The sequence below is a fragment of the Paenibacillus nitricinens genome, from assembly GCF_052056485.1.
Lineage (GTDB): Bacteria > Bacillota > Bacilli > Paenibacillales > Paenibacillaceae > Paenibacillus_AQ > Paenibacillus_AQ nitricinens.
On sequence record NZ_CP183948.1, the window covers coordinates 3,930,028 to 3,953,877 of the forward strand.

Genomic DNA, 23,850 nt, shown 5'->3' on the forward strand with positions numbered 1-23,850 from the left:
AAACGCTTGAACTATCCTGCCTATTAGCTTAGTCGTGTCCCTTTTGTAAGATCCAGATTGTTACTATCTCTTAACCTGATCACTTTCTCATTGTATCTATTCAACTTGGCATCAAAACTGTTTCTACTTTGTTCAAAATCCCTCGTCCATTTGTACATCATCTTCAACATCATGATATCTGGTTTATAGTGACACTTTTCAATCCCAAGTTTCTGCTTGATAAATCGTGTTAAGATTCTGACCCTTCGCTTCCACAATGGAGTATCAAGGAATATGATCGTATCTGCCATTTGATACAAACATTGATAGGAATCTCTATCTGTTCCTTCGAATATCCACGCTCCTTTAATATCGATCTCCTTTATAATTTCGAATTGTTCTTCTGCGGAACGTTTGTACCGTCCCGTAGCTGTATTATGATGGACTATGGAATCAAGTTCATACCAGGGTAGACTGAATTTCTGGGATAATCGTTTAGCGAATGTCGTTTTACCACTAGCAACAATTCCAATAATGAGGATTTTTTTCATTCCTGTTCAAGCTCCCTAGATCGGCGAAATGTTTGACTAATTATCTATTCGCAATAGTCGCAGATTCCCCTTTTGCTGTCCTTCGTTTTAACATTACTTATTAAAGTAGCCTGCCCGTTAGTTGAATAAAGGTACTTGATCGCGTTAACTGAACGGCTGCCTTATCGTGTTTATTGAGCTATTGCCTCACGTTAGATTAATTCCGAATTCCCTCGAGCTATCTAGGAAACACAAACATTTCTTTTACTTAATTTTTTAAATGCGAGATATTCCTTATTGGACTTAATAAAACTTAATGTCTTTTCGGCACACTCTATTGGATTCATCTTTTCTGTATTTACTTTGAGATCATATTCATCAATGCAATATACTGTATTGAACTGTGAAGCTGCTAATCCAATCTTTCTATCTCCTCTTATTTGCTCTCTTCTTATGAGTTCTTCTTTCGAGCATATTATACCTATAGATAATGTAGGCTGATCAAAAAATACATCAAGACACTCATTAAACCACTTGTCATTTTCGATTGCGGTATCTACTATTACATTCAAACCCATTTTTGAAAACAATTTAACTGTCGAATAGTACATTGAGACTAAGGAATCAAACATTATTTGTGCGATAACATGCTCATCTACTTCTCTTGTAGGTTCAATATCTGAAAATTTATGTTTAAAAAAGTTCTTGATAAAAACATCTATTGATAAATGATGAAATAGAATCTCTTTCTGATTTATCAGTTCATTAGAAATACTAGTCTTTCTATCACCCTCACCTATAAGTTTTGCGTATCTTTCAGATAACGTTATATTCATAAATTTTATAAAATTATCCAACTCAGATAATATTCGAGAAGCAATTGAACTATCCTGCCTATCGTATTACGTTCAACATCCGCCTCTGATTTCACAAAATCATAATAAACAGCGACATCACAATGTAGGTCATTCCTTTCCTTCACAACAAAAAACCTCCCCAAACCCCTAAGGGTGAGGAAGGCTTAAACGCGTCACTTCCGAAAACATAGCCAGCTATATTTTCAGCTCAACAACTGCTTGTAAACGGCCTTTAAATAGAAGATGATAATTGACTATCATTTCCCATTAATTCACCGATAAAAGTTCCTATTTATATTTTATAAAATATACTTTCACCATTAAGAAATGGACGACAATACTCTGCGCATAATTTAGGCATTTTTTCACGCATCCAGGCATGGACATGTTCATTCTCCAACTGGAAGACGTAATACCCGATAATAGCGACCAGCATAAAACCTTCCAGCTGCAGTAGATCATTCGCTGTATTTTCGTGCTCTCTGTAATATCCCTTAAGGAAAGTATCTCTTCGATCGGATGGCAGCATCATAGCTCCCATGGCTACATCAAGCAAGGCATACCCGGTTCCGAAAAAGCCAAAATCAATAAAGCGCGCCTCTCCTTCGGTTGTGATGATGATGTTCCCCATACACAAGTCCCCATGAATAAGATCAGGGCCAGCCTCCCCGCCATGGTCAACCAACCGGAAGTTAATCAATTGCAGCGTTTGTTCAATGACATTGGCATCAGAAGACGTAAATAGATTCTTTTTCACACCCGAATGGATCACACGGATCATCCGTTCATTATAGGCTCTGCCTTGACTCGGACGAATCTTTATATCTGAATATTTGTACTGCCGAAAAAAAGTATGCAGCTCTGCTAATTGCAATCCCAGTTTTTTTACCAGTTCAAGATTGTTAACATCATTCTTAATCATGTCTCTTCCATCCAGCCAGGTTAGGACAGAGCAGTTCAAAAGCTCACCTTCGTATTCGACGATCGTAATTAATTCACCATCTTTGTTTCTTATAGGAGTCTGTATTTCGTTGATGCTCCAGCTTCCCAGCTCCTCAAGCATTTGCAATTCTCCAAGAATGCCGTCGTATGTATGCTGCAGACCTTTCATGTCATCTATAAAAGGGTCATGAATGCGAAGTAAATATGATTTTCCCATTCTGTCATTAACACGATATGTTCTGTTCTCGTTATGCCTTAAAAAAATAATCTCAGGTTGTTGGATATCGTCGTATCTACCTAGTAAGTCCAAAAGTTTCTCGTTCATCATAAGGACTCCTTTAAAAAAGAAGGATTTTTTATTCAATTTTGGTATAAAGTATAAAAGAGATATCTTTCTTTTCATTTCAAGTCTCCTTGGAGATATTATACGCGTCAGTTGAATCGATGTTGTACCAAGGTTCTGTTCCCCATACGGATTCTCGGGCAACATATACTAGCTCTTTATCCTTACAAATAAAAATATCTTTTGGAATATCCTTATACGAATCAAACAGGTGATCAGGTAAAATTGCAGCATCAAATGCCCAAAGTCCCTCTTGCTGACCTGACACTAACGCCTCCCAAGGCGCTCCATCCATAGCTTCATTTGTGAAAAACACTCCAGTTTGTCTAAACTCCTCAGAGAACTTAGTCATAATCCGTCAAATCAAGGATTGATATTGACTTCGTACTTGTCCTATTCTCCAATCGTGTTCTATCTCTTCTGTCCAAAACAAGATACTAATTTCCAGATATGATTCTTTTAATTCCTCAATAACTTTAGGTGTCCAGCCTAGTACATATGGCCGTAAATGGAGTTGGAACCCGTTATTTTGGTACAACTGAGGCTCAGCATCGCCACCAACGTACATAAAACCATTTTCTGAAACTTCCCATTCCAGCTCACTATTAAAGTATCTAGAATCAAGTCCCAGCGAGTTTATTACTCCTGAAAAGAGCCTGATAACGTCTTGGAAATTGAATTGATCACATATTATATAAGTTTGGATTTGAGAATATTCTGGCATGAGAACACACCTCTTGGGATCAATGGTCTTTATTACCATTATACTCCATTGTGTTCGCCTTCGGCACTGCTAAACTGCCCATTAGTTGAATAGCCGCAGATTTCTAAAAAGGGATTTACCGCAATAATATGCTAAAAAATCGTCGATACATTTCTCTCTTGCTCTCGCCGCGGAGTTGTGCGTTTATTTGCGTGTTTGAGGCTTTCTCATGATTCAGCATACCTTGATGAAATCCAATGAGGCACCGTTATCAAGGAGTTTACACACATAGGTATGTCGAATGCGATGCCCTAGACTGCTTGGCTTCAAACGATCTGCTTGTTTCATCAAATATTCCTTCAGTATAGTCAACGTAATCTCCATTATCTCGGTATCGCCTAGTTCCGTCATTAGCATTTTTGTTCTGAAGAGTGTAGGCGTTCAATGTTCTCGGACTATAGCGTGTCCCTTTAGTTCAATCATATCAACTCTGAGATAAACATTGGTGTAGCTCCATCCTCTGTATTAAAGCCAAATTTATTATAGAAATCCACTGCATGAGGATATGAAATTAATACTTTTGTTTTACATCCTTTATATCTTTCAAGCATTATCTTCATCATTTCCTTACCTATACCTATACTCTGATAACTCGGATTAATAAGCATATAATGAAAATATACCGTTAAAACACCATCTGACAAAGCATTTATTAAACCGACAAGCTTTCCTCCTTCCCAAGCAGTAACAAGTGAATGAGACCCTCGTATTGCTTGTAAAAGCTCGTTTGGATACTTGCCAGACTCCCATTCTACCGAAAGAAATAACTCTTGGAGTGCATCCTTAGTGATATCCTCTTTGCTTGAAGCGTAATAAATACTCACCCCTATACCTTCCTTTCATAAAACTAACTACGGCACAACATCTGTTTTAAACTCCCATATTTCGATGGTTTTGCAATCCTTACGAAGCCATAAAATAAAACCGACAAAGCAATTTCGGATTTCTCAAAATGAACAATCACTTTATTTACCTCAATATACTATTAAAAATATGTATAGAAAATGGATTAACTGAAGTGGAATTTGCATTTAATTACATTAGAGAATTCATGAGAATACTTCTTTTACTTAAGCATAAGAGGCTTATATCGTTAATTTTCCCGTTAGTTGAACAAAAGGCAGACTGTCGTGTTTGAGCTATCGTTCCCGTTAGCGTAATTGACAGCTATACGCTCAACGCTTTAAGTGGTTTGTCTAAATACTTGTAAATTCCTTACTCCATTCTTCGAATGTCGTTAATCGAGTCTTCCTTTATTTCGGCTGAGGTCCCATCCCCGTTAACCTCCCGTTAGCTTAATAGAAAAGAAGAGCTACCTTATAGGAAGCTCCTCCACTAACGTTCTCCGTAAGCTCAATGACTTATCTAAAATCGGAATAAAATGCTGCTAACGTTACAAATATCAGAATTGGTGGACTCCGCCTCTACCGGAAATTCTCTACACACTCATGTAGAAAGGCGTCTAGCGTTCGTGGCTCTCTGCCGAGCAAGCGCTTCACAGTGTCATTTGGACTTTCTGGCACCATCCTAGACATAGTTTGAATTTCCACAACGTGGTTCGCGAGCCAAGGAGGCATATTCCCGTGCTCGATAAGATTACGGAGCAGTACTTGGGGTTCCATGTTGATGTAACTTATCGGTCGATTAAGCAGGGCCGATAGTCGACTCGCAATCTGGGGATAACTGAAAATCTCCGAACCAGTAAGAGTATATATATGGCCTGATACCTCGTGGTTGGTCAGAACTTCTGCAGCAACGTCTGCAATATCGCGACAGTCAATGAAGTTACATGGTGAATCACCCATGGAGCCGAAGAAAATATTTTGGGTTGTGATCGTTGGTGCAAAGCGCATTAAATTTTGCATGAACGCATAGGGGCGCAATACGGTGTGGGTGAGACCCGATTCTCTCAGCGTTTTCTCAATTTCTTGATGCCAGCCCGCTACGGCCACTGGAGAGCTCTGCTCAAAGGTTGGACTTGATATTTTTACGATGTGTTTGATTCCAGATTCGACGGCAATCTGAATGATTGAATTTTCCAATTCAATTTGTCTTGGACTGTTGGACATGGCAAGGAAGAGCTGGGTAGCATCATTAAACGCACGGCGCAGCGATGTGGGGTCGGAAGCATCCACCCTTGCGACCTCGGTAGTCGATCGGCCTTTTTCTCCGATCTGATCGCGCAACTTCTCTGGCTCTCTGCTTAGAGCCCTCACAGGTATGCCAAGATCAACCAAACGTTCCAAAAGTGCACTACCTATCGTACCTGTTGCTCCCATAATAACTATCATTTCTCACTTCTCCTTTTAGATGAAAAATTAGTTGTGACTGCAAGTCGCCACCGCCATGTCACTATCGTGCTTGCTATGAATCCTGACAACGGGAAATCGATCCAGACACGATTTACCCAGGCCAAGTGATTACTCGGAATCATACTTTCAACAGAAACAGATGTCACCCATGCAGCGTATAGTCCAAATGAGGACCCGGCCATTGCGAATACCCCTACCACAACCAAGTGAGGTGCACCGATGACCCATTTCAAATGGCCCACTCGGCTACGCAACAAAAGGCCAATCATCAAGGCCATCAAAGCTGATGCACCACCAATAGTGGTCAATGCCGCTATTTGAAGCCCCCTATCTGCAGTAACCAATCCCCCGATACCTGCCATAATAGCGGGAGCCATATAGGCCATTACAACTTCACGCCATAGTACAAAAGTCTTTTTCTTGGAACCGACAGCCTTGATGTCATAAACACCATCTGTCCGCTTCGGGTATTTCATCTGGTTCATTTACTTGCTCCTTTCTTCTTTGAAGTAGTCCAACGATTACGTTCAGCGAGATATAATTAGGCACCTAACTATATAAGAATAAAAATAGGCTAGCTTCACTAGCCCATTCTACTCATTACTGATGTTTCCCTTTGGTTTCGAGCCTAGTTCACCCGTAAGTGCTGAGATGCCTTGTGTAACTCGGTCTAGCAAGTCAAGAAATACGCTGCGCTCTTCGATATTGAGTAAGCCCACCATTGCTTCCAGCCGAGCGAAATGCTCAGGTGCCATTTCGCGTAGCTTTTTCGCTCCTTCTTCCGTTAAAATGACTGATTTCTGACGCCCATCGTCTGAGCTTGATCTCCGAGATACTAGCCCATCTCGTTCAAGAATATCGATAAGACCAGTCACTGTTGCACGTGTAACGCCTAAATGCTCCGCTAATTGCGAAGGCAACTCTTCTCCTTCGTTATCTTCAAGATCAGCCAATAAACGATAACGCCCTGTTGATAAACCAAATCTAGAGAAATGAATTTCCGAGGCGTGTCCAAGCATGGCTCCCGCTGCCATTAGCCTTGACGCGACGAGTATAGCTTGTGCGTCTATGTCTAGGTTATAACGATCAATCTGACGCTTGGATTGTACAAGCGAGGGAATAGCCTCAATGTCACTTACTTTTTTATTATTGTTGTTCATATGTGTAGTATGGTTCCTAACTACTTTTGTGTCAACTCATTTTTTATAACTCATCAACTCTGAAGTTATACCGTTGGATTTGGTTAGAACTCTTTATTTCTCCCAAAGCTCGATCAGTCGACCTTCAGGATCTTCAATCCAAACAAACTTTCCAAATTCACTAATTTCTTTTTTCTTTGCAAATGGTATACCAATATGCTCAAGATGCTTAATAGTCTCGTCTAGATTATGTACTTGGAAATTTAACATCACTTGTTGTTCTGTTGGAAAATAACTGTCATCCTCGGTAAAAAAAGAAAAGATAGTCTCATTTCCTGATTGGGGCTTTATCACAGTCCCATTCCAATGATCTATTTCAATCTTCAAGACCTCACTGTACCATTTTTTATAACTTCAAGATTCTTAGTTCTCCAAAAAATTCCTCCGAAACCATTTATCCTCGTATTTATCTCCTGTCTGTCATCAATTGTTTAGCTATCCGTTCTCAATAAATATTCGAGATTTAAATTTGAGTTCCTTTTTCAGCTATCTTGCCCACTAATTGAACAAATAAAAACTACTACCGTGGCAACCGCTACTCCACTATCGTGTCCCGTTAGCGCAATGAGTCTACTAGATCAAATGGATGCTATATGGAAGATTTGAGGTAGATGTATTCATAGAAAAATGGTACATTATTTGGGAATTAATAGTACGAAAGTCAGGATATTTAGGCTAATATTTTTATATTGGGGGATGGTACTGGCATGGACAAGAATTCTGTTTATAGAACAAATATTATAGGCGCTGGGGAGGTTGGTAGCGCTATCTCGGTCGATATGGACAAGAATGTTATTCATGAAACTAACAGTTTATTTTGGGATACAAAAGGAAATGATATTTTAGGAGCAACCGCACTTCCTTTATATGGAGCATTCGTCTCAGAAGAAAAATGCCAACTTTTTGGCGATATTTCAGGAAAAAAGATGCTAGAGATAGGCTGTGGAAGCGGTCAATCATTGCAATATCTCGGGGAACGTAAAGCATCTGAACTATGGGGTATAGATATATCAGAAAACCAAATCGAAATAACAAGAGAATACTTATCAGATCACGGACTTTCAGCAAAATTAATCTGTTCACCCATGGAAGAAAAATGTGGCTTACCTGAAGATTATTTTGACTTTGTTTATTCGATTTATGCTATAGGCTGGACAACCGACCTTGAGGGTACTTTTAGCAGGATTGCATCTTACCTAAAAAAAGACGGCGTATTTATTTTCAGTTGGTCTCACCCTATACACAAATGTGTTGTTGCAGAAAATGATATGCTTGTTTTTAAAAAATGTTATTTCGATGAATCTTGGTATTCGGTAACTCTTAACGAAAGTACGCTAACATTATCTGACCGTAAACTATCAACCTATGTCAATGCGCTCTCAAAAGCGGGATTTATCATTGAGGAAATGATTGAGCAATCTGATGATGAACTTATTCAACCCCGGAACGATAACGACGATTTTGCGAAAAAAGCAAAGATGCTTCCTGTAACTTTCGTAATTAAAGCAAGAAAACTATAATTAGTAGTTGAAGATAAATGCCCGTTAATTGAATAAAGGCAGCCTTTCATCTTGACTGATTGGCTGCCTTATCGTGTTTATATTGAACTATCGTCGCCTGTCGCCTGTTAGCTTAATTATGATTCCCGAAAGTCCATACATTCATCAAGTACGTCTCGATTCCTTCATTCCTCTAATATTTGCACATTCTTAGCTGTCCTGCGCTGAGAATCAACTATATCCGGAAACTCGAATAGGTCGAATGCAACTTTTTGACCCTCTTTAAGGAACCGAAAGCCGTCCGGTAACCTAATAGGGTCTGGTAGTATTTCGCTGAAGTGTACAAAAACATGGTTATCTTCCTGCCCGTCTAGCATTATCCGTCCGTAGCCTTGATCTTCTTTGTACCATTTGACAATTCCATATCTTCTTTCCGCCATCTAAGCACCTCCTCTGTAACTTTATGGTACAATCCATAATGTGCTCACATCGTGTTGAACAAGTTATCTTATTTGATTTTTTTCGGAAACCCATATACGAAAAGTATCATACTGAGGAACGCAAGGATTGGCACAAAGATATTATCGAAGAAGCTTGTAATTTGAGTACTTTTCCCATCATTCCACTTTACCACATCGTTCCAATTTTTTACATAATATTATTACTTAACCTAATGCTAATAATGGAACGCTATAGCCCCACAAATTGTAAGGATTCTGCTGGCTATTTGAACAATAAAAAACAGCTGCCGAAGCAGCCGCTATTCTACTGTAGTTCTCCGCTAGCTTAATGATTTACTTTGCTTCGGACGAATCATATTGCTCTTTATTGAGAACTTCATGAATTATATTTGTTATGTCGTTAATTTTGCGGGAACAATATTTCAAAATAGGGTTAGCCCAATATTCGGGTCCAGTTTCTTCATCACCTATTTTCACTAAATTCAATGTATACGCACCCTCTGAACGCATAGCTGGATACCATCCTAAATCCAAAATCAAACCTGTCTTTTCATTTCTAAAATAGAATATATCCTCATGTAGCTCCCATACATAAGGAAATGAGTCGTCATGAAAGTCATCGGGATTAATTTCATAAAAATGATTCCATACGACAGTCCAATCTGATGGAATATTTAATGGCACCAATTGTAGACTAATTTTAATAACACATCCCTTAACAATCTTCATATTCAAATCTCCGTGACTTGTCCAAGTTATCCTGCCCGTTACTTCAATGAAAACAGCAGGCTACCGTAGCGGCTGCTCTTTAATGTGTATCATTCAGCTAAAGTTCCCCGTTACTTCAATAGTCTTATGTTTTAATTAGAGTCGCTGCTTATAGTTGTGAGGCTTGCCGAACACCTAATGCAGTGACGTCCCGACGGGCTTAGGGGGCTGGATGTGGTCACTCACTTCTCAGAGTTACCCGGAGCGTCAATATGGTGTTAGCCGAAGGAAGTTCTGGAAGCAGCCATTGCATTTAATGCGTTCTCAAAATAGCTATATACTTCATCTGCAATTCCCAGAAACTCTTCAACAAGTACATTACTATCCAAGTAACAAGCATACAGATAATTAACTAAAGCGGAGTCAATCTCACAATAGTTTAATATGGCATTCTTCATCTTAATAATGTCATCTTGCCATACACCTGTATCTTCTAAAACCAAAGAGTATAATGCACGAATTAATCTCTTAGAGTAACCTTTAATATATCTAGTTTTCATTGTGTTCTCATTAGCATTAGAAAGTAAACTATGTATACGATCTACTTCCTCCTTGGTCTCTGTATTTAAGTCTAAAATGAATTCAGGAGAAATAATTATCGGTGGTACTTTTTCACCAACGTCATGACCATATATGCAAACACAAATTATCTTTACCCAAAAACCCCACTCATTTGGTTTACTTAATACATCGTCAATCGAGCAAATTATCGTATCAATCTTAGTTACTACTGGATATTCTTCCAAAAGCCCGTCTTTAATATTTGACAATCTTTCGTAATCAATATCTTTGGGATTTACACATACAATAGTAAAGTCTGCATCTGACTTAAAAGGTTTAGCAGTTCCTTTTGGAATCGAGCCACACATATAAATGCTATGAATCTTACCTTTAAATTCGCTAAGTATATTATCTATATATTTATCAACAAAATCCTTATATTCACTTTGTATTACAATTCTATTTATAACTTTTTCTAATATCATATAGACACCTCCTAAACTAAGAACTTCTTTCGGCTAACGTCTTTTTTGCGAACTTCGTAAATTCGTCATGACTTAAGTTATTCGCGAAATCATTCAACTATCCTGCCCGTTAGTTGAACAAGCGCGCTTTCTTTTTGTTACACAATATCTTCGTACTGTGCAACAATCACTACGACTCTCGACTCGATGAAAAAACTTCTAAACTAACTGCCTATAATATTTATCAAGAGGAAATTCAACCACATAAGTCGAATATGCTTTTGAAACATGTGGGTGGAGGGTGTTGAATATGAATCGTAAAGAATTAATTCTCGATGTGGCAGGAGTGCTTTCCACCAATTTTTCTCCTTATTTTTGGGAAGACCTTTCGGAAAAGTCGAATATTCCTTATGAAGTGCTTTTTCATTTTAGAAACGAAATGCGTGAAAAATTATGGACTGGGAAGATATCGGAGAAGGGGTTCTGGGAGCAGCTGTACATTAAATTTCCTGCAATTAATATAGATAAGGCAAAGCAACTCCTTATTTCAAATATTCGTCCATTACCAGCTTTTGAAAAAGTTCAGCATTGGAGTAAATACGCAAACATCCACTTATTAAGTAACCATCGCATCGAGTGGATTGAGTCCATTATAAAACCAATTGAACCCTTTGTACGCAGTATAACTATATCCAGCGAAGTAGGTTATTGTAAGCCTAATTCTGAAATATACGCTCTTGTTCATCAACATTTAAGTCACCAGGCAGATGTATGGTTTGTTGATGACCAGGACAAAAATTTTAATGAAGCAATATTGCTCGGGTGGAATGCCTTATTAGCTGACAAAAATGGAGACTGGATTCATAAAATCACTTCACTATTGTCAACTGCTGAGGTTTAATTTAAAGCAATACAGTGACTAATAGGCTGAGTTTTCTCGCCGTATAATCCATCCCTTCCTGCACAGTTTGCGTTATATGTGATATAAAACATCCACTTAACTTGTTCAACTAAACTGCCCGTTAGTTGAACAAATAAAAAACGACTGCCGAAGCAACCGCTATTCCACTATAGTGTCCCGTTAGCGCAACGACTTACTCTGTTGAATTTCGTGTTCCTCAACATAAAGCGGCATCAGAGAAGGCGGATCGTACCTTATCGAGGCCTTTAAACGACAAAATGGTGCCGATAGCCATAGCCCCATAGCCGCAACGAAATAATGAGCCTAATCCGACAGTGCCCGCATGATGTTGGATTTAGCCTCTGCCGCAATCGCTTCATTCCTGTCATCGACCGCTTGCATTAAGATCAGTATGGGGATGTATACCGCGATCAGCCGCGCCAGCAGCTTCGTTTCCTCGTCCGCTCCTCCGTACGTTTCGAAAAACACGCCACGAGCGTAAGGTGGTAAAAAGCTATAAGCAACGCTCAAATCGCAAGCCGGATGGCCTACGCTCAGATCGCCCCAATCAATGATGCCGGAAACGATCCCGTTCTCATTCACAAGCATATTTTTGAAATGAAGATCGCCATGTAGCAGTGCATTCACCGCCTCGACACGGTCCTTTTGAAGCCTGCTAATATACGCTTCGATCACACCGTACTCCTCCGGCGACAAGTGTTCAACCACCTTCGATAGAAAGCCCTCCAATTTCACTTTGCGCGATGCTATGTCCGTCAAGTTTCGATGATCTTGCTGAACTCCGCACTTCAGCGCCGCCTGCACCGGAAACTCATGCAATTTCCGTAAAAATTTCGCCAGCGTCTCTGCCGATAAAGCCCGGCGTTCTTCCGTCAAACCGATTGGGAAATCTCCTGGCACGTAGGCATAGCCAAGAAATGGTGCCGGGTATTCATCACTTGCTTCGCCATAAAACAACGGTTTCGGATAGGGGATGGTCATATATGCCTCCAGCTTCGGCAGCAGCTTCCCTTCCATACGAATCGAGCCAACTGCAATCGTTCTTCTTGGAAACCGGAACACGTACTCGTCACCGATGAGAAAAACCGTATTGTCCCAGCCCCAGCCCAATCGCTTCACTTGCTTCGATGACAGCTGAGGGAATTGTCTGCCGATCAGCGTCCGCGCCTGCTCTTCGTTAACCTCCCACTCCGCATCCCATACATTCGTTCCTCCCATGAATTGTCTGCCTCCTCGTTCCTTACGTTATTTAGATGTTTACATTCCCTGGAAGTTACGCATAACTGCCCGTTAGTTGATTGCATATCAGTATTATTCTACATATAACCAGTCGAAATCATTATGCAAAATGTACTCTTCTGGTTCCAATTCTATTGCAAAACTTTCGCAGATTATATCTTGTTCTGCATATTCATTACCATTGTCTATACCCAAATAGATATGTAGGAGTTCTTTATGTTTTTGTGCTCGTTCGGGAACTCTTTGTAGGATACTTGAAGTTTTGATAACTGCGGAGCGGTAAAATTCACTCCATTCATCAAATTCCATCCAATATGGTAGTTTCGCATATACCACACCTGAAAATTTCAGCCTTGCTTCCCTTACTTTATAAGTAAAGCTATGCTCACTTCTGTCTACTCGCTCAATTACCTTAAGAAAGTAAAACTCAACGGTCTTGTTTTGGTGGTCAATAACGAATTTCTTTATGACTGAATCATACAGTTGTAAATCATCATTACCTTTGTAATCTTCAGTGTTCATATTTTCTCCTTATTTATCCATTTGATAAAAATGTTTATACTGTTTTGATTATACAACCCAAATCTATATTCCACTATACTGCCAGTTAGCCGAACAAAGGGCTTCCTCTCGGAGCCACCATCTCATTATTGAACTATAGTTTCCCAAGTTGAAGAATTGATTATTTATATTATCATGTCAATTAGATGTCGCTCTGTAAGGATAATAGAATGATATGTATTTTCTAAAAAGGTAATGCCCTCTATAATCACCCCTTTGAATTCCGCACCATCGAGCGAATTACCTAACAAGACTGCACCTTTAAAAACACAATTGGAGAAATCACACGCTTTAAAATTAGAGTTCATCAGTGTAGAGTTTTCAAAATTAGAGCCCGAAAAGTCAACCGAAAACAAACACTCATCGAAGATTAAACCCGAAAAGTCAAATTCATGATAAGTACCTGCTTCGACGCAAATTTTGTGAAAGTGTCTGTGCCCATTTTGAAGCATATCTAAAAATTCGGCTTCCGTAACTTCTCTTTCCATTGATATTCCCCCACACCAACTTTATACAATAAAAGTTCTACATGGCTTCCATATTAACCTGCCCGTTAGTTCAATTAGAATGGGTTTTCTCCTTTTACAAATGGAATAGAGATTATGTAAATTGAACCAATAAAAAGAAACCAAAAAAATTTTGATTTCAGACGTTGCTTAAAGTAGATAGTATTCTTCATAATAAATAGTCTAGTAATAACCGTGTATAGTACAAAAAGAAAGTAAGAAACTCCGAACCAATTAACCCAAACATTACCTATAAATTCAATTCCAAAACTCTCATAAATTTTACTTGCTACATTTACAGTAAGTAACAAGCCAATAGCCAAAAAAACAATTGATTCAAGCAATATAACAACATCTTTTTTTAAGCCTTGCATAACCTCATCTCCTTTTAAAAACACAGTATTCCACATCGACAGCCTTCTCCTGATCTCTATTGAGCTATCGTGTCCCGTTAGCTTAACATGTTGATGGTCTGTACTATTTGATTATCTTATTGGCTATCTGAACGCATTCTTCTTGCGATTTCTCAAACAGGTTCCCGCAGCATTTCTGAAAAACAACATAGATGTACTGTCCAAGGTCACCAATTCCGCATTTTCTCTGGTTTTCATTGATGAAGTTGTATATTTGTTTGACCTCATCATTGTATTCATCGTCCAATAGTGGATGAATCTCGTTGGGATTCCACTCCTTAATCATGTCCTGAATTTTTTGATACAGCAACAATTTAGCCCTCCGTTCTTTTCACTAAAATTCTTCGTTGTTTAATCTCGGTTTTTATTTTACTTTATTTTCGTTGGGAATAATTCCGAAAAATTCGTATACCAATCAGTTCCTTTGGATTTAATCAGTGCAAATGCTTCTTTAAAAGCTATCTCTGTATTCTCCTACACTGGCTCGTATCATGTCATCGTCATCTAATTTAGATAAATCCATTACGGCATCGTCTATTTCGTCATCTCGTGAAGTTTTGTCATAAACAACGGTTATCAATTTTTCTTTTTCAGTTCCTGTAAAAATTATACAATACTAATTGCATAGGTTTGAACTAAACTACCCGTTCGTATTATGAGATCAACCAGTTCTTTCTGGTTGATCCTTTTTTCATTTGCTTTAAGAATTAAGGTAGCCGGGTCGAACGTACCTGCCCGTGGGACTTGATCCCGAGCGCTATAATGTTCACCCCTACTTGTCATGACCATGATTGAGGCTGGTTGGGACATGAGATCCCGTATAACAAGCGATGCTATGGAGCGACAAGAGGAAATCACAGGGGCTGCCGGTAAATCTAAATTAGAAAGGTGAATCGAATTTCAAACTGTTCTTGTTCAAGTTTTCCCTACGTACAAAGGTGTTTTCGGGGACATCTATTCTAACATTTCACTTCGATTTTTAAATGAGTTTCCAACTTCAAATTTGGTATTGCAATCGGACGAAGAAATGCTAAAGTCCAAATTCACAGAACTACTTTCCTCATGACGAGGGCGGTCAGAGAATTGGATCTGTGTGCGAGTTAAGCGTCTATTAAACGCGGCAAAACAAAATCCTTTTCTGCAGACTATGTACTCTAGTCACTTGGTTAACCTGAGAGTTTTGATTTCGCTCATTCTTCAGTACCAAGAGCATCTATCTCGATTGGAAGAGAACATAGATGCTCTCGCTGAAGAAATGGAAGAATATGATTTAATCCAGTCGATTCCCGGTATTGGTCCTAAAATTGCTGCAACCATTTTATCGGAAATTGGAGAAGTCGACCGTTTTGATCATCCAAAGAAACTAGTAGCCTTTGCAGGCATTGAACCCGAGTGTATTCGCATCTGGAAAGTTTACGGCAACACGGAATCGAATTACCAAACGTGGTTCTCAGCAATTTTCGTTATGCGCTAGTTATGGCCGTCCAGTGTGGACTCATCCGTTCTCGTAATCTGCGACTTAAAGATTTTTATGATCGCAAAAGAGGCGAAGGAAAGCCACATAAAGTAGCTTTAATTGCATGCGCAAATAAGCTGGTTCATTGGCTTTATGTCCTTAAAAGTAAAAAATCCTTCCGTACTGCCTGACCATTTTATATTGGTATAACCTTCCAAAATAAAGAGATTGGAGGGTTATTTGTCATGCCTATTTTTTACTATACCACATGACTTAAGTTCATTTTACTGGTAATCTCGACAAGCTATTAGCTGGTATAGCTGAATGATGAATTATTAGTATTCAATGAGTATCTTGTCGATTTCTGCAATTTCGCTGATCTTTGATATACCATCGCCCTTTCCTTCAAACAGCTTGAGGAAGCGTTCACACTGACTTTTAATGTTCGCGGGTTCTTGATGAACGGCAGACTCGATGAAGCAGGCCGACAAACTGGGCTGTCATGCATTGATTTTTTTTCCATAATAGGTTATTTTATAGAAAGCTTAGCGATAAGCAAGTTCCTGACACGAAGGGAGATGTGTTTTAATGGCAACTACTTATATGGTGGTTTGGTCTTAAAACTGAATAGTAGGCATACGCGGAAAAAGCGGGGAAACGCCCCCTATTATTTGGTATGCCATCCGAAGTAACCTTTCGTGAATATTGCTGTTTGCAGGATACGATGAAGGTCGTGTCTTTTTTGCGTCCTGATGCCGCGTGACAGCAGCTTCTTTAGAGGCTGCTTGTCCGTGGCATTTTTGCGTCCAAAAACAACATTAAAGGAGCTAACAAAAAAACTATGATGAATCTGAAAACCTATGGCTATACAGAAATAGAAGCAATTCCCGACGGATTATTGCCCGGCAGGGTGACAGAGCTTCGGCGCGAGCGCTTCACGCTCATGACCGAGCGCGGCGAAGTAACGGCGGTGCTCAAAGGAGCATTCTATCGCAACGTGGAAACACGCGTAGATTTTCCGTGCGTCGGTGATTTCGTCTTGCTGCACTACAACGAGAGCGGAGATTCGCTCATCGTTACTGTACTGCCCCGCCGTTCCAAGTTCTCACGCGCAGATTACTCAGGGCATGCCGTAGGTTACGCCAAAACCGTACGGGAACAGGTCGTTGCAACCAACTTTGACTATGTGTTCATTCTTTCTTCTCTGAATTGGGATTTCAAGGTTACCCGCATCATGCGGTACCTGACACAAGTCAGGCAGAGCGGCAGTCAGCCAGTCGTCATTCTGACCAAGGCTGATCTCGTTGAAGATTATAATCTCCCGCTCGCAGAAGTTACACAAAGTATCCCTGATGTGCCAGTCCATGCGATCAGTAGTCATACCGGCCTGGGGCTGAACGAACTCGCTAACTACTTGATGCCTGGTAAAACAGTCGTCTTTCTCGGCATGTCCGGCGTCGGTAAATCGTCTCTGCTTAATGCATTGATAGAACAGGACGTAATGAGAGTTCAGGAGATCCGGGAGGTTGATAGCCGGGGGCGGCATACGACAACGCACCGTCAGCTATTCATGCTCCCCTCCGGTACGATGGTCATCAATACGCCGGGAATGCGTGAGCTCGGGCTTTTTGATGCCGGCGAAGGCATACGCGCAAGCTTTACCGATGTGGAGGAATGGTTCCCGCAATGCCGGTTCGCAGATTGCCGCCATCAGAGCGAGCCGGGCTGTGCCGTTCTCGCAGCGCTTGCCGACGGCTCATTGCCGCTTGAACGGTGGGAGTATTATGTTGCCCAGCAGCATGAGCACAAGTATGTCCAGGATAAAACAAGCTACCTCATCGACAAGAGGGCTCGAAATAAAACGATAGCTATGTCAAGCAAGCAAACGAAGAAAAATGGAGGATGGAAAAAATGAATATTAAATTTGAAACGCTGATCTATGCCTTAAGCCGACAGTTCAAGAAGGATATTAACTCGGCTGACTTCCAAACTATGTCGTTACAGGGTGGAACTGTAGGAAATGTGCACCTGGTAAACGGGATCGCCGAAACAGCGGATGGTGAAAAAATGCCGTACCATATCGTGCTGAAAATTCAAAAGAAATGGGAACGTTACAACGATCCGAATTCCTGGCGCCGGGAATATGATCTCTATATGTCTGACTTGGGAACGACGTTCTCGGATACCTTCCGCTGGCCAACATGTTACCATGCGGAGATGAACGCCGAAGAAAATGAATTTCAGCTGTGGGTGGAATATATCGATGGCGTAACCGGTTTAGACTTAACCGGTGACATGTATGAACAGGCCGCGCTGGAGTTAGGCCGTTATCAAGGCAAGCTGTATGCGGAGAAGCCCGCTGTGCTGCAGAGCCTGACAAACCTAAGCCATGCGGATCTCATGAAGAATACGTATTTGCATTACCGGTCGTGGCCAGTCGTCTACGATTATATACGCTCGGAGGACTGTGAATTCCCGCAGCACATGCGGCAAGTGCTCATCGACATCGATGAGCACGCAGATGAGATACTCGCCCGCATCGAGCAGTTGCCCATAGTGCTATGCCACCGGGACTTCTGGGTGACCAACCTGATCTATGCCGACGGGAAAATCGCGCTCATCGACTGGGATACATGCGGATGGGGCTACCTGGGTGAGGATCTCGCAAGCTTGATTGCGGATGAAGCGGATATCGAACACATGGTCGAATACTACCAACGATGTATCCCTGCGTATTACAAAGGTTTTTCGGAGTATGCAGATGCATCCCCTATCGCCGATAATTGCGTCTTCGAAATGATCCTTCTCATATTCGGGTACAGGCTTGTAGAGTGGTATCTCCACACAGAGGACGATGACGAGAAAACAAAGTGTCTTCATACACTCCAAAAAATCCATGAAATGAAGACCAGCCCTACGCAGGGTTGACTCTAAAAAAAGAACTCCGAAACCCCTTATATATAATGGGTTTTCGGAGTTTCTTTCATTACTCTCATTCGGTGAATCGACAATGGAAAAACAGTCTCTTTCCATCCGCTATTAAGATGTAAAAGCCCCCAATCTGCTGCATGGCTTTTAGACAAGATGACACCTTCCTGCCACCAAGCTATAAATTTAGAAGCTAATAGGAGCCAGTCGATGGAATGTAGACTATTCCCCTTGCCAAACTTCCGCATGCACTTGGCATATTCCTAAAAAAACTAATGAACTCTTCCTTCGAGTACGATGGAATATTGTCTAGATGGGACTCACCATACAACAAGATACTCTGCTCCTTGATCGTGTACAGGGTGAACAGGTCTAATTGATTTTCCGTCCAGACGGATTCGCGCTTTGTTCCCACCATAAGCCACTGCCCTTTTCACCATTCAACATATTAATCGTAAGAAAGGCACCTTCAAGCATATCGTTATAGAGGTTGGGGATTTGTCTATCGACGGATCTTCTAAGAAGGGATGATCTATAATTGGATCTTTGTTTGTTTAAAAGTTCGATGTGTATGGCCGAAACTATAATACTACATAAATGCAATCCTATAGCTATCAGTATAATACTAGCGTTTCCGTACTTATATATCTGCGATCACTCACAATAGCCCATGTAATGCTTATGGGTTGGTATCCGCTAAACTTTCGCCTTCTTTAGATTGTAATAGCATGACATGAGCCTCTGCTACGGCATTACGAAACAACTTGTCTGTCAATTCGATGCGATCCACTATATCTTCTACGGTTTTTACACCATATAGCTTTTCCAAGGTTAGTACCACTTCGACAGGAAAATCCCGAGATGCATGAACCAAGAAGCTGTCAGCTTGGAATGGTGTATAGATTATCCGAAGTACATCTACAAGTGGATTCACAACATACTTATGATAGTAAATCAACGACTCTAGAAAAAGCCCGCGTTTTGTATATTTAACAGCTCGGTTCCTTTGACTGTAAATACCCTGAGCATGTAACAATTGTGATTGAAGTTGTGAATGGTGAGTCGTATGATCAACGTTTTGATACTTCACGATACCTGTCTTATCTATCAATATAACTGGTACGACGGTTTTGTCTTCGTTAATGAATAAAACAGGGACACTCTCACTTTGGATCGTCACGTCAACTAAGAGACTATCTGCTGACTCCTGTAGGTGGTAAACCTTGTAGCGGTTATTTGTGGGTCGACCGGTTTCTTCATAAGCAATATCTACTTCTCCTAATTGACGCATGCAGGCATCCAATCGGGTGAATGCAGCATCTATGTAGCCTTCTTTCGCATAGCACACCAAATCGATATCAGAATACTCGTCCAAAGTTTTAGTACCATCTGAACCCTCTAGCCAAATAGCTAAAATATATTCTTCAATTCCAAGGTCTGATACAATTGCGTTTAGAATGGTCTCACGGTTAATCGTCATAGCTAAACCTCCCCTGTATTTTCATCTAATAATAGTTTTATCACGGGTTCACTTCTGTCATTTTGGAAAGTTTAATAATTGAATCTTTTCAAATAATCACTAATTATACTCTGATCCTGATGCCACCATAACATTGGAAAATCATATTTTTTTGCAAACCCTAACTTTTTCGCTAGCTGTATCGATCGTTCATTGCCAGCGTCACAATTATAATTCGGCACTAGATTATGGTTCAGGCAATGTTCGATAAATGCTACACTCGTGAGTGTTGCTAGCCCTTTATTCTGGTATTCATCCACGGTTACGATATCGATATCTGCATACCCTCCACCTACAAAATAAGAATTACAAACACTTGCAAAATCATCATTCACCATAAGACAGTAACCAAATCCTCGATCCGCAAATTGTTGTGCCGAACTCCATAGCGAATCATAAGAAGCGTCCATTTCATTCTTGTATTTATCGAATAGCGCTTTATCCATCCGTTTCATAACAAATTGTTCTGGCAATGCGTTTAGTTTTTTTAGATGTTGGAATTTGGATAGCTGGAATGTAAAAGAAGATCGGTGCAATAATACAGTCTTTCCCGCTAAACTTTCGCTAATTTGAAACAGTAGTTCCGGTGTTGAAGCATAAAGATCGTAGTATTTTGAATGATTTTGATCATTCCGCAAAAATTCAACTACATCACTCATGAAGCATTCATTGTCGCCCCTCTTAACCAAAAGATATTGTCCATATGAATTGATAATAAGACTGCAGGTAGGATTTTCGTTATGATCAACGAACACTTTTCCAGATTGATTTCGCTCAATTACGGAATATGCAAACACAGGTTCATATGCTAGATTTTTCAACAGTGGCAGAACGTGAGCGTAGTTTTCTTTAGATAATTCTATCATTTCATCTCTCCCTTCAAATTTCATCTTTAAATAAGCTCCTTGTTAAATTAACCTGAACACAGTTGAACAAATAAAAACGGCTGCCGAAGCAACCGCTATCATACTAACCTTCCCCGTTACCGGAATGTGTCACCTCGGGCATAGTAATTCAAACTTCATCTTCAAATATACTTTTTAAAATCAAATCTGCGCATTCTTCGGAAGTGTTTAAATGTGTGTTGACTTTACAATTATACTGGATATCTTTTGCCATGATTTTGTGTTGCCAATCAGACTGGTCTTCGGTTCTATTTTCTCGTGCAATATTTCTTTGACGGCAAATGTCTAAAGGGCAAAACACATCAACAATGTATAATGGGTACCCGGAAAATATATTGTTCACTTTTTCATAATGTGGTTTCAACTCAGGTCTATCTACCATAATGCCATCAATAAGCACATTTTTACCAAGGTCAGAAAATAATTTGGCTGTATGATACATCATGATAATTGCTTCACTTAAATACTTCCAATAATCTTCACGAAGATAACGTTCACCTATCATTTCTTCAAAAAGGTCATTGGCAACAACATAAAAAAATTCATGTGATTTTAACTGTAAAGCATCTACTATTGATGTTTTTCCAGAACTCGTAACACCGTTTAAAAATACGATTCTACCCTTGTTCATCCTGTTAATACCCCTTATCAATTCAATTAGTTCCATTTTAATATTCAAACTTCAAATATGGAAATAAAAAACAACTATAATTGAACTATACTACCGTTAGTGAACAAATAAAAAACGGCTGCCGAAGCAACCGCTATTCCTCTATCGAGTCCTGTTAGCACAACGAAACAGAGTTACTGCACTAAACTGAACAATTATTATTCATTTCAAAAAATACTAAGCACCAAATTGTCTTAAATGATGGTCTAGATGTTTATAAATCCCTTTACCCCATTGCTCAGGAGTGAACTTTCCAAAAAAAGGATGAGGATGGGACGAACATTTCTCTGGACCGTTACTTTGGAAAGTTAAAATCTTTTGTTTCAGTTCTTCTTTTTCTGTCATAAAGTCTCTTTCATCTAAAATAAGTATGCTCGGAATTGTTGACATATTATGTGGTACCGGCTTCTCATTATAGAAAATAGAATTCACAAACCTTCCTATTAGCCTTCCTAGCCAATATCTAGGGGGAAAGGAATTTCCTAATGCGATGTCTTGAAATGCTGAGCAGTGAGCCAACATTTGAGCAACGTTCATTGTTCCCCATTGTGGTTTTGAATTTGGACTCAAATTCTCGATACGATTCAGTATTTCCGCTGTATGCAATTCATTATATATATTTTTCATAGGCACGCTCCATTAAATTTAATCCTTCATAATCTAGAATCTTCTAGCTTGTCTATTATATTCATGATTGCATCCGCATAACTCGACAATATGCTGTCAATCTAATACTTACCATTTTCCATCAATCTATCCTTTGCTCACTATCCTGCCCATTACTTGAACAAATAATAAACCGCTATTCTACTAATGTGTTCCTATACACAATAAGAAAGGACCAAAGAATGGTCCTTTTGAAATACTATCCATCTGTCACTCGGTTATATTTTTAATAACCGCCATTTCCTTACCGAACCTGTCACCATTATCAATAAATCCCAAACTCGAGTATAAATTATGTGCTCCCAAATTTTCAGGATGATAACCAACAACAATTTTTTTTGAATTCGATAATTTAACCATCTCTGAGATCATTAACTTAGTTGCAGTTTTACCTATACCCTTGCCTTGGAATTTCTTATCCACCATTATTCTATAAACCCAATAACCATCAAGTTCTTCTTGAACAGAATTGTACATTAAAAAACCAACCACTATGTCTTTAAAATAAATAGCGTATGGCTTTAAAGTAGGCTCAAACTTTGACTGAGCTATTGATATGGCATTAGGTTCCATGTATTCTTTTTGTTCTGTTGATACCTCTAATTTACAACAGTCGTACCAGTTTTCTGCATTTAATTCTACGATTTTTACATTTTCTTTAACCATAATTTTCCCCTTTCAAAATTCGGGGAAACACTAAACAACTTTGTTAATTAGTTGTTATCCCCTTGAAGTCATTAATAATATAAATTCTTTTATCTTTCATAATGAACGCCTCCTCTAACAACTATTGCCTAAAATTATATCAATGAATTTTAGACTTTTTAATTATACCATTTTCTCTATTAAATTCCTTCTTAAAATAAATTGTGCATTCTTCAACTATCGTATCCCGTTAGTTCAATCAATTTCTACTTTCTTCTTCAAATTCCTTGATTAACTCTTGAGACCTTTTCATTGCTTCTTGCCTATCATTTGCTGGTGCTGTAATCATATGTCCGTTTGATGGGGACCACTGGTCATTATCATCCATAACTTTAATTGTAAATCCAGAAAATTCATCATCAGTATATACCCAACCGTAAGTGAAAATATTAGGCTCTATTCTACCTTTATCATCTATGATTCGAAAACCGGAGAAAATGGTTGTGAAATTATGACCATCGTAATGCAATTTTAATTCTGTTCTATCTTTAGGAATTTGAGGAACCTTACTTCCTTCAAAATTAATAACGCCTGTAAAGGTTTTTTTGCCATTTATATGATTTTGCAATTTCCCATCAAGATGTACTTTTATGCGCTCGATTATGCCTTCCGTCCCTAGTTGATAATAAACACCATTTACTGTCTCTGAGTACCGCTTAGGTGTGAAGTACCAAATAGAAAAGATACTTACGAACATTGAAATCATCATAAGTAAAATAGCAATTTTCCGCTTCATTACACA

The 23,850-nt window shown here is 39.4% G+C and carries 27 protein-coding genes and 2 pseudogenes; 5 read left to right on the forward strand and 24 right to left on the reverse strand.

The genetic code is table 11. The features are described from left to right. Nucleotides 1–23 precede the first annotated feature (23 nt). From ACN6KS_RS17365 to ACN6KS_RS17410, 10 genes and pseudogenes are all read right to left on the reverse strand, one after another. Nucleotides 24–530 carry a hypothetical protein gene (locus ACN6KS_RS17365; protein WP_094874798.1) on the reverse strand — a complete coding sequence of 169 codons (507 nt, stop codon included), beginning with the start codon at nucleotides 528–530 and terminating at the stop codon, nucleotides 24–26. Between the two features lie 221 nt (nucleotides 531–751). Beyond that, the gene (locus tag ACN6KS_RS17370) at nucleotides 752–1,345 is read right to left on the reverse strand and encodes a chloramphenicol phosphotransferase CPT family protein (protein WP_094879045.1); all 594 of its coding nucleotides are present in this window, start codon (nucleotides 1,343–1,345) and stop codon (nucleotides 752–754) included. A 313-nt stretch (nucleotides 1,346–1,658) separates the two neighbouring features. Beyond that, the gene (locus ACN6KS_RS17375; protein WP_440960140.1) at nucleotides 1,659–2,636 is read right to left on the reverse strand and encodes a phosphotransferase enzyme family protein; all 978 of its coding nucleotides are present in this window, start codon (nucleotides 2,634–2,636) and stop codon (nucleotides 1,659–1,661) included. A 76-nt stretch (nucleotides 2,637–2,712) separates the two neighbouring features. After that, on the reverse strand, nucleotides 2,713–2,967 hold the full coding sequence (locus ACN6KS_RS17380) for a hypothetical protein (RefSeq protein WP_440960141.1): 255 nt from the start codon (nucleotides 2,965–2,967) through the stop codon (nucleotides 2,713–2,715). 42 nt (nucleotides 2,968–3,009) lie between these two features. Continuing rightward, nucleotides 3,010–3,375, reverse strand: coding sequence for a hypothetical protein (locus tag ACN6KS_RS17385; protein WP_440960142.1), 366 nt, complete (start codon nucleotides 3,373–3,375; stop codon nucleotides 3,010–3,012). A 458-nt stretch (nucleotides 3,376–3,833) separates the two neighbouring features. Next, nucleotides 3,834–4,238, reverse strand: coding sequence for a GNAT family N-acetyltransferase (locus tag ACN6KS_RS17390; RefSeq protein ID WP_094874801.1), 405 nt, complete (start codon nucleotides 4,236–4,238; stop codon nucleotides 3,834–3,836). A 600-nt stretch (nucleotides 4,239–4,838) separates the two neighbouring features. Continuing rightward, nucleotides 4,839–5,705, reverse strand: a complete 867-nt coding sequence (locus tag ACN6KS_RS17395; protein ID WP_440960143.1) for an SDR family oxidoreductase — start codon at nucleotides 5,703–5,705, stop codon at nucleotides 4,839–4,841. Beyond that, entirely contained in the window at nucleotides 5,702–6,211 is a 510-nt protein-coding gene (locus tag ACN6KS_RS17400) for a hypothetical protein (RefSeq protein ID WP_440960144.1), read from the reverse strand. Before ACN6KS_RS17400 ends, ACN6KS_RS17395 begins: the two co-directional genes overlap by 4 nt. A gap of 108 nt (nucleotides 6,212–6,319) precedes the next feature. Beyond that, nucleotides 6,320–6,886, reverse strand: a complete 567-nt coding sequence (locus ACN6KS_RS17405) for a MarR family winged helix-turn-helix transcriptional regulator (protein ID WP_094878850.1) — start codon at nucleotides 6,884–6,886, stop codon at nucleotides 6,320–6,322. A gap of 93 nt (nucleotides 6,887–6,979) precedes the next feature. After that, nucleotides 6,980–7,323, reverse strand: a pseudogene (locus ACN6KS_RS17410) (VOC family protein). A 309-nt stretch (nucleotides 7,324–7,632) separates the two neighbouring features. On the opposite strand from ACN6KS_RS17410, the gene ACN6KS_RS17415 reads away from it, so the two are divergent. Further along, on the forward strand, nucleotides 7,633–8,445 hold the full coding sequence (locus ACN6KS_RS17415) for a class I SAM-dependent methyltransferase (protein WP_440960145.1): 813 nt from the start codon (nucleotides 7,633–7,635) through the stop codon (nucleotides 8,443–8,445). A gap of 164 nt (nucleotides 8,446–8,609) precedes the next feature. Here the strand turns inward: ACN6KS_RS17415 and ACN6KS_RS17420 are convergent, their stop codons facing one another. The 3 genes from ACN6KS_RS17420 to ACN6KS_RS17430 form a co-directional block, all read right to left on the reverse strand. After that, nucleotides 8,610–8,864 (reverse strand): cold shock domain-containing protein, encoded by a 255-nt coding sequence (locus tag ACN6KS_RS17420; protein ID WP_341135100.1) that lies wholly within the window; start codon nucleotides 8,862–8,864, stop codon nucleotides 8,610–8,612. Nucleotides 8,865–9,218: 354 nt separating this feature from the next. Next, nucleotides 9,219–9,614: a hypothetical protein gene (locus ACN6KS_RS17425; protein WP_094878852.1), complete on the reverse strand. Its 396-nt coding sequence runs from the start codon at nucleotides 9,612–9,614 to the stop codon at nucleotides 9,219–9,221. A gap of 257 nt (nucleotides 9,615–9,871) precedes the next feature. Continuing rightward, complete coding sequence (locus ACN6KS_RS17430; protein ID WP_094874698.1) at nucleotides 9,872–10,639, reverse strand: nucleotidyltransferase domain-containing protein; 768 nt, start codon at nucleotides 10,637–10,639, stop codon at nucleotides 9,872–9,874. Between the two features lie 289 nt (nucleotides 10,640–10,928). Here ACN6KS_RS17430 and ACN6KS_RS17435 point away from each other — a divergent pair, with 289 nt between their 5' ends. Next, complete coding sequence (locus ACN6KS_RS17435; RefSeq protein WP_440960146.1) at nucleotides 10,929–11,519, forward strand: HAD family hydrolase; 591 nt, start codon at nucleotides 10,929–10,931, stop codon at nucleotides 11,517–11,519. A 324-nt stretch (nucleotides 11,520–11,843) separates the two neighbouring features. Here ACN6KS_RS17435 and ACN6KS_RS17440 read toward each other — a convergent pair whose 3' ends face one another. The 5 genes from ACN6KS_RS17440 to ACN6KS_RS17460 form a co-directional block, all read right to left on the reverse strand. Beyond that, complete coding sequence (locus tag ACN6KS_RS17440) at nucleotides 11,844–12,758, reverse strand: phosphotransferase (protein ID WP_094874696.1); 915 nt, start codon at nucleotides 12,756–12,758, stop codon at nucleotides 11,844–11,846. Nucleotides 12,759–12,851: 93 nt separating this feature from the next. Beyond that, complete coding sequence (locus tag ACN6KS_RS17445; RefSeq protein WP_094874695.1) at nucleotides 12,852–13,301, reverse strand: hypothetical protein; 450 nt, start codon at nucleotides 13,299–13,301, stop codon at nucleotides 12,852–12,854. A gap of 164 nt (nucleotides 13,302–13,465) precedes the next feature. Continuing rightward, nucleotides 13,466–13,828, reverse strand: coding sequence for a pentapeptide repeat-containing protein (locus ACN6KS_RS17450; protein WP_440960147.1), 363 nt, complete (start codon nucleotides 13,826–13,828; stop codon nucleotides 13,466–13,468). A gap of 74 nt (nucleotides 13,829–13,902) precedes the next feature. Beyond that, nucleotides 13,903–14,256, reverse strand: coding sequence for a hypothetical protein (locus ACN6KS_RS17455; RefSeq protein ID WP_280786359.1), 354 nt, complete (start codon nucleotides 14,254–14,256; stop codon nucleotides 13,903–13,905). Between the two features lie 67 nt (nucleotides 14,257–14,323). Continuing rightward, the gene (locus tag ACN6KS_RS17460; protein WP_440960148.1) at nucleotides 14,324–14,569 is read right to left on the reverse strand and encodes a hypothetical protein; all 246 of its coding nucleotides are present in this window, start codon (nucleotides 14,567–14,569) and stop codon (nucleotides 14,324–14,326) included. A 582-nt stretch (nucleotides 14,570–15,151) separates the two neighbouring features. On the opposite strand from ACN6KS_RS17460, the pseudogene ACN6KS_RS17465 reads away from it, so the two are divergent. From ACN6KS_RS17465 to ACN6KS_RS17475, 3 genes and pseudogenes are all read left to right on the forward strand, one after another. After that, a pseudogene (locus ACN6KS_RS17465) lies at nucleotides 15,152–15,906 on the forward strand (IS110 family transposase); the annotation flags it as partial. 650 nt (nucleotides 15,907–16,556) lie between these two features. After that, nucleotides 16,557–17,630: a ribosome small subunit-dependent GTPase A gene (rsgA, locus tag ACN6KS_RS17470; RefSeq protein WP_440960149.1), complete on the forward strand. Its 1,074-nt coding sequence runs from the start codon at nucleotides 16,557–16,559 to the stop codon at nucleotides 17,628–17,630. Then, entirely contained in the window at nucleotides 17,627–18,643 is a 1,017-nt protein-coding gene (locus ACN6KS_RS17475; RefSeq protein WP_440960150.1) for a phosphotransferase family protein, read from the forward strand. The genes rsgA and ACN6KS_RS17475 overlap by 4 nt, the downstream gene beginning before the upstream one ends. A 679-nt stretch (nucleotides 18,644–19,322) precedes the next feature. Here the strand turns inward: ACN6KS_RS17475 and ACN6KS_RS17480 are convergent. From ACN6KS_RS17480 to ACN6KS_RS17505, 6 genes are all read right to left on the reverse strand, one after another. Further along, entirely contained in the window at nucleotides 19,323–20,123 is an 801-nt protein-coding gene (locus ACN6KS_RS17480; protein ID WP_280786363.1) for an aminoglycoside 6-adenylyltransferase, read from the reverse strand. A gap of 71 nt (nucleotides 20,124–20,194) precedes the next feature. Next, nucleotides 20,195–21,052 (reverse strand): GNAT family N-acetyltransferase, encoded by an 858-nt coding sequence (locus ACN6KS_RS17485; protein ID WP_341135109.1) that lies wholly within the window; start codon nucleotides 21,050–21,052, stop codon nucleotides 20,195–20,197. 124 nt (nucleotides 21,053–21,176) lie between these two features. After that, entirely contained in the window at nucleotides 21,177–21,698 is a 522-nt protein-coding gene (locus ACN6KS_RS17490; RefSeq protein WP_440960151.1) for a phosphotransferase-like protein, read from the reverse strand. A 216-nt stretch (nucleotides 21,699–21,914) separates the two neighbouring features. Then, nucleotides 21,915–22,364: a DUF1569 domain-containing protein gene (locus ACN6KS_RS17495; protein WP_440960152.1), complete on the reverse strand. Its 450-nt coding sequence runs from the start codon at nucleotides 22,362–22,364 to the stop codon at nucleotides 21,915–21,917. Between the two features lie 249 nt (nucleotides 22,365–22,613). Next, a complete protein-coding gene (locus tag ACN6KS_RS17500; RefSeq protein ID WP_440960153.1) occupies nucleotides 22,614–23,069 on the reverse strand; it encodes a GNAT family N-acetyltransferase in 456 nt (151 codons plus the stop codon). A 238-nt stretch (nucleotides 23,070–23,307) separates the two neighbouring features. Next, nucleotides 23,308–23,844: a hypothetical protein gene (locus tag ACN6KS_RS17505; protein ID WP_341135112.1), complete on the reverse strand. Its 537-nt coding sequence runs from the start codon at nucleotides 23,842–23,844 to the stop codon at nucleotides 23,308–23,310. Nucleotides 23,845–23,850: the final 6 nt, after the last annotated feature.

Coding starts and splice junctions, on each gene's coding strand:
- ACN6KS_RS17450 (WP_440960147.1), bottom strand. CDS start 13,828: ATGGAAAGAGAAGTTACGGAAGCCGAATTTTTAGATATGCTTCAAAAT.
- ACN6KS_RS17475 (WP_440960150.1), top strand. CDS start 17,627: ATGAATATTAAATTTGAAACGCTGATCTATGCCTTAAGCCGACAGTTC.
- ACN6KS_RS17490 (WP_440960151.1), bottom strand. CDS start 21,698: ATGAACAAGGGTAGAATCGTATTTTTAAACGGTGTTACGAGTTCTGGA.
- ACN6KS_RS17375 (WP_440960140.1), bottom strand. CDS start 2,636: ATGATGAACGAGAAACTTTTGGACTTACTAGGTAGATACGACGATATC.
- ACN6KS_RS17440 (WP_094874696.1), bottom strand. CDS start 12,758: ATGGGAGGAACGAATGTATGGGATGCGGAGTGGGAGGTTAACGAAGAG.
- ACN6KS_RS17385 (WP_440960142.1), bottom strand. CDS start 3,375: ATGCCAGAATATTCTCAAATCCAAACTTATATAATATGTGATCAATTC.
- ACN6KS_RS17365 (WP_094874798.1), bottom strand. CDS start 530: ATGAAAAAAATCCTCATTATTGGAATTGTTGCTAGTGGTAAAACGACA.
- rsgA (WP_440960149.1), top strand. CDS start 16,557: ATGATGAATCTGAAAACCTATGGCTATACAGAAATAGAAGCAATTCCC.
- ACN6KS_RS17405 (WP_094878850.1), bottom strand. CDS start 6,886: ATGAACAACAATAATAAAAAAGTAAGTGACATTGAGGCTATTCCCTCG.
- ACN6KS_RS17420 (WP_341135100.1), bottom strand. CDS start 8,864: ATGGCGGAAAGAAGATATGGAATTGTCAAATGGTACAAAGAAGATCAA.
- ACN6KS_RS17400 (WP_440960144.1), bottom strand. CDS start 6,211: ATGAACCAGATGAAATACCCGAAGCGGACAGATGGTGTTTATGACATC.
- ACN6KS_RS17435 (WP_440960146.1), top strand. CDS start 10,929: ATGAATCGTAAAGAATTAATTCTCGATGTGGCAGGAGTGCTTTCCACC.
- ACN6KS_RS17425 (WP_094878852.1), bottom strand. CDS start 9,614: ATGAAGATTGTTAAGGGATGTGTTATTAAAATTAGTCTACAATTGGTG.
- ACN6KS_RS17370 (WP_094879045.1), bottom strand. CDS start 1,345: ATGAATATAACGTTATCTGAAAGATACGCAAAACTTATAGGTGAGGGT.
- ACN6KS_RS17445 (WP_094874695.1), bottom strand. CDS start 13,301: ATGAACACTGAAGATTACAAAGGTAATGATGATTTACAACTGTATGAT.
- ACN6KS_RS17505 (WP_341135112.1), bottom strand. CDS start 23,844: ATGAAGCGGAAAATTGCTATTTTACTTATGATGATTTCAATGTTCGTA.
- ACN6KS_RS17485 (WP_341135109.1), bottom strand. CDS start 21,052: ATGAAATTTGAAGGGAGAGATGAAATGATAGAATTATCTAAAGAAAAC.
- ACN6KS_RS17430 (WP_094874698.1), bottom strand. CDS start 10,639: ATGATATTAGAAAAAGTTATAAATAGAATTGTAATACAAAGTGAATAT.
- ACN6KS_RS17415 (WP_440960145.1), top strand. CDS start 7,633: ATGGACAAGAATTCTGTTTATAGAACAAATATTATAGGCGCTGGGGAG.
- ACN6KS_RS17395 (WP_440960143.1), bottom strand. CDS start 5,705: ATGATAGTTATTATGGGAGCAACAGGTACGATAGGTAGTGCACTTTTG.
- ACN6KS_RS17500 (WP_440960153.1), bottom strand. CDS start 23,069: ATGGTTAAAGAAAATGTAAAAATCGTAGAATTAAATGCAGAAAACTGG.
- ACN6KS_RS17480 (WP_280786363.1), bottom strand. CDS start 20,123: ATGACGATTAACCGTGAGACCATTCTAAACGCAATTGTATCAGACCTT.
- ACN6KS_RS17455 (WP_280786359.1), bottom strand. CDS start 14,256: ATGTGGAATACTGTGTTTTTAAAAGGAGATGAGGTTATGCAAGGCTTA.
- ACN6KS_RS17495 (WP_440960152.1), bottom strand. CDS start 22,364: ATGAAAAATATATATAATGAATTGCATACAGCGGAAATACTGAATCGT.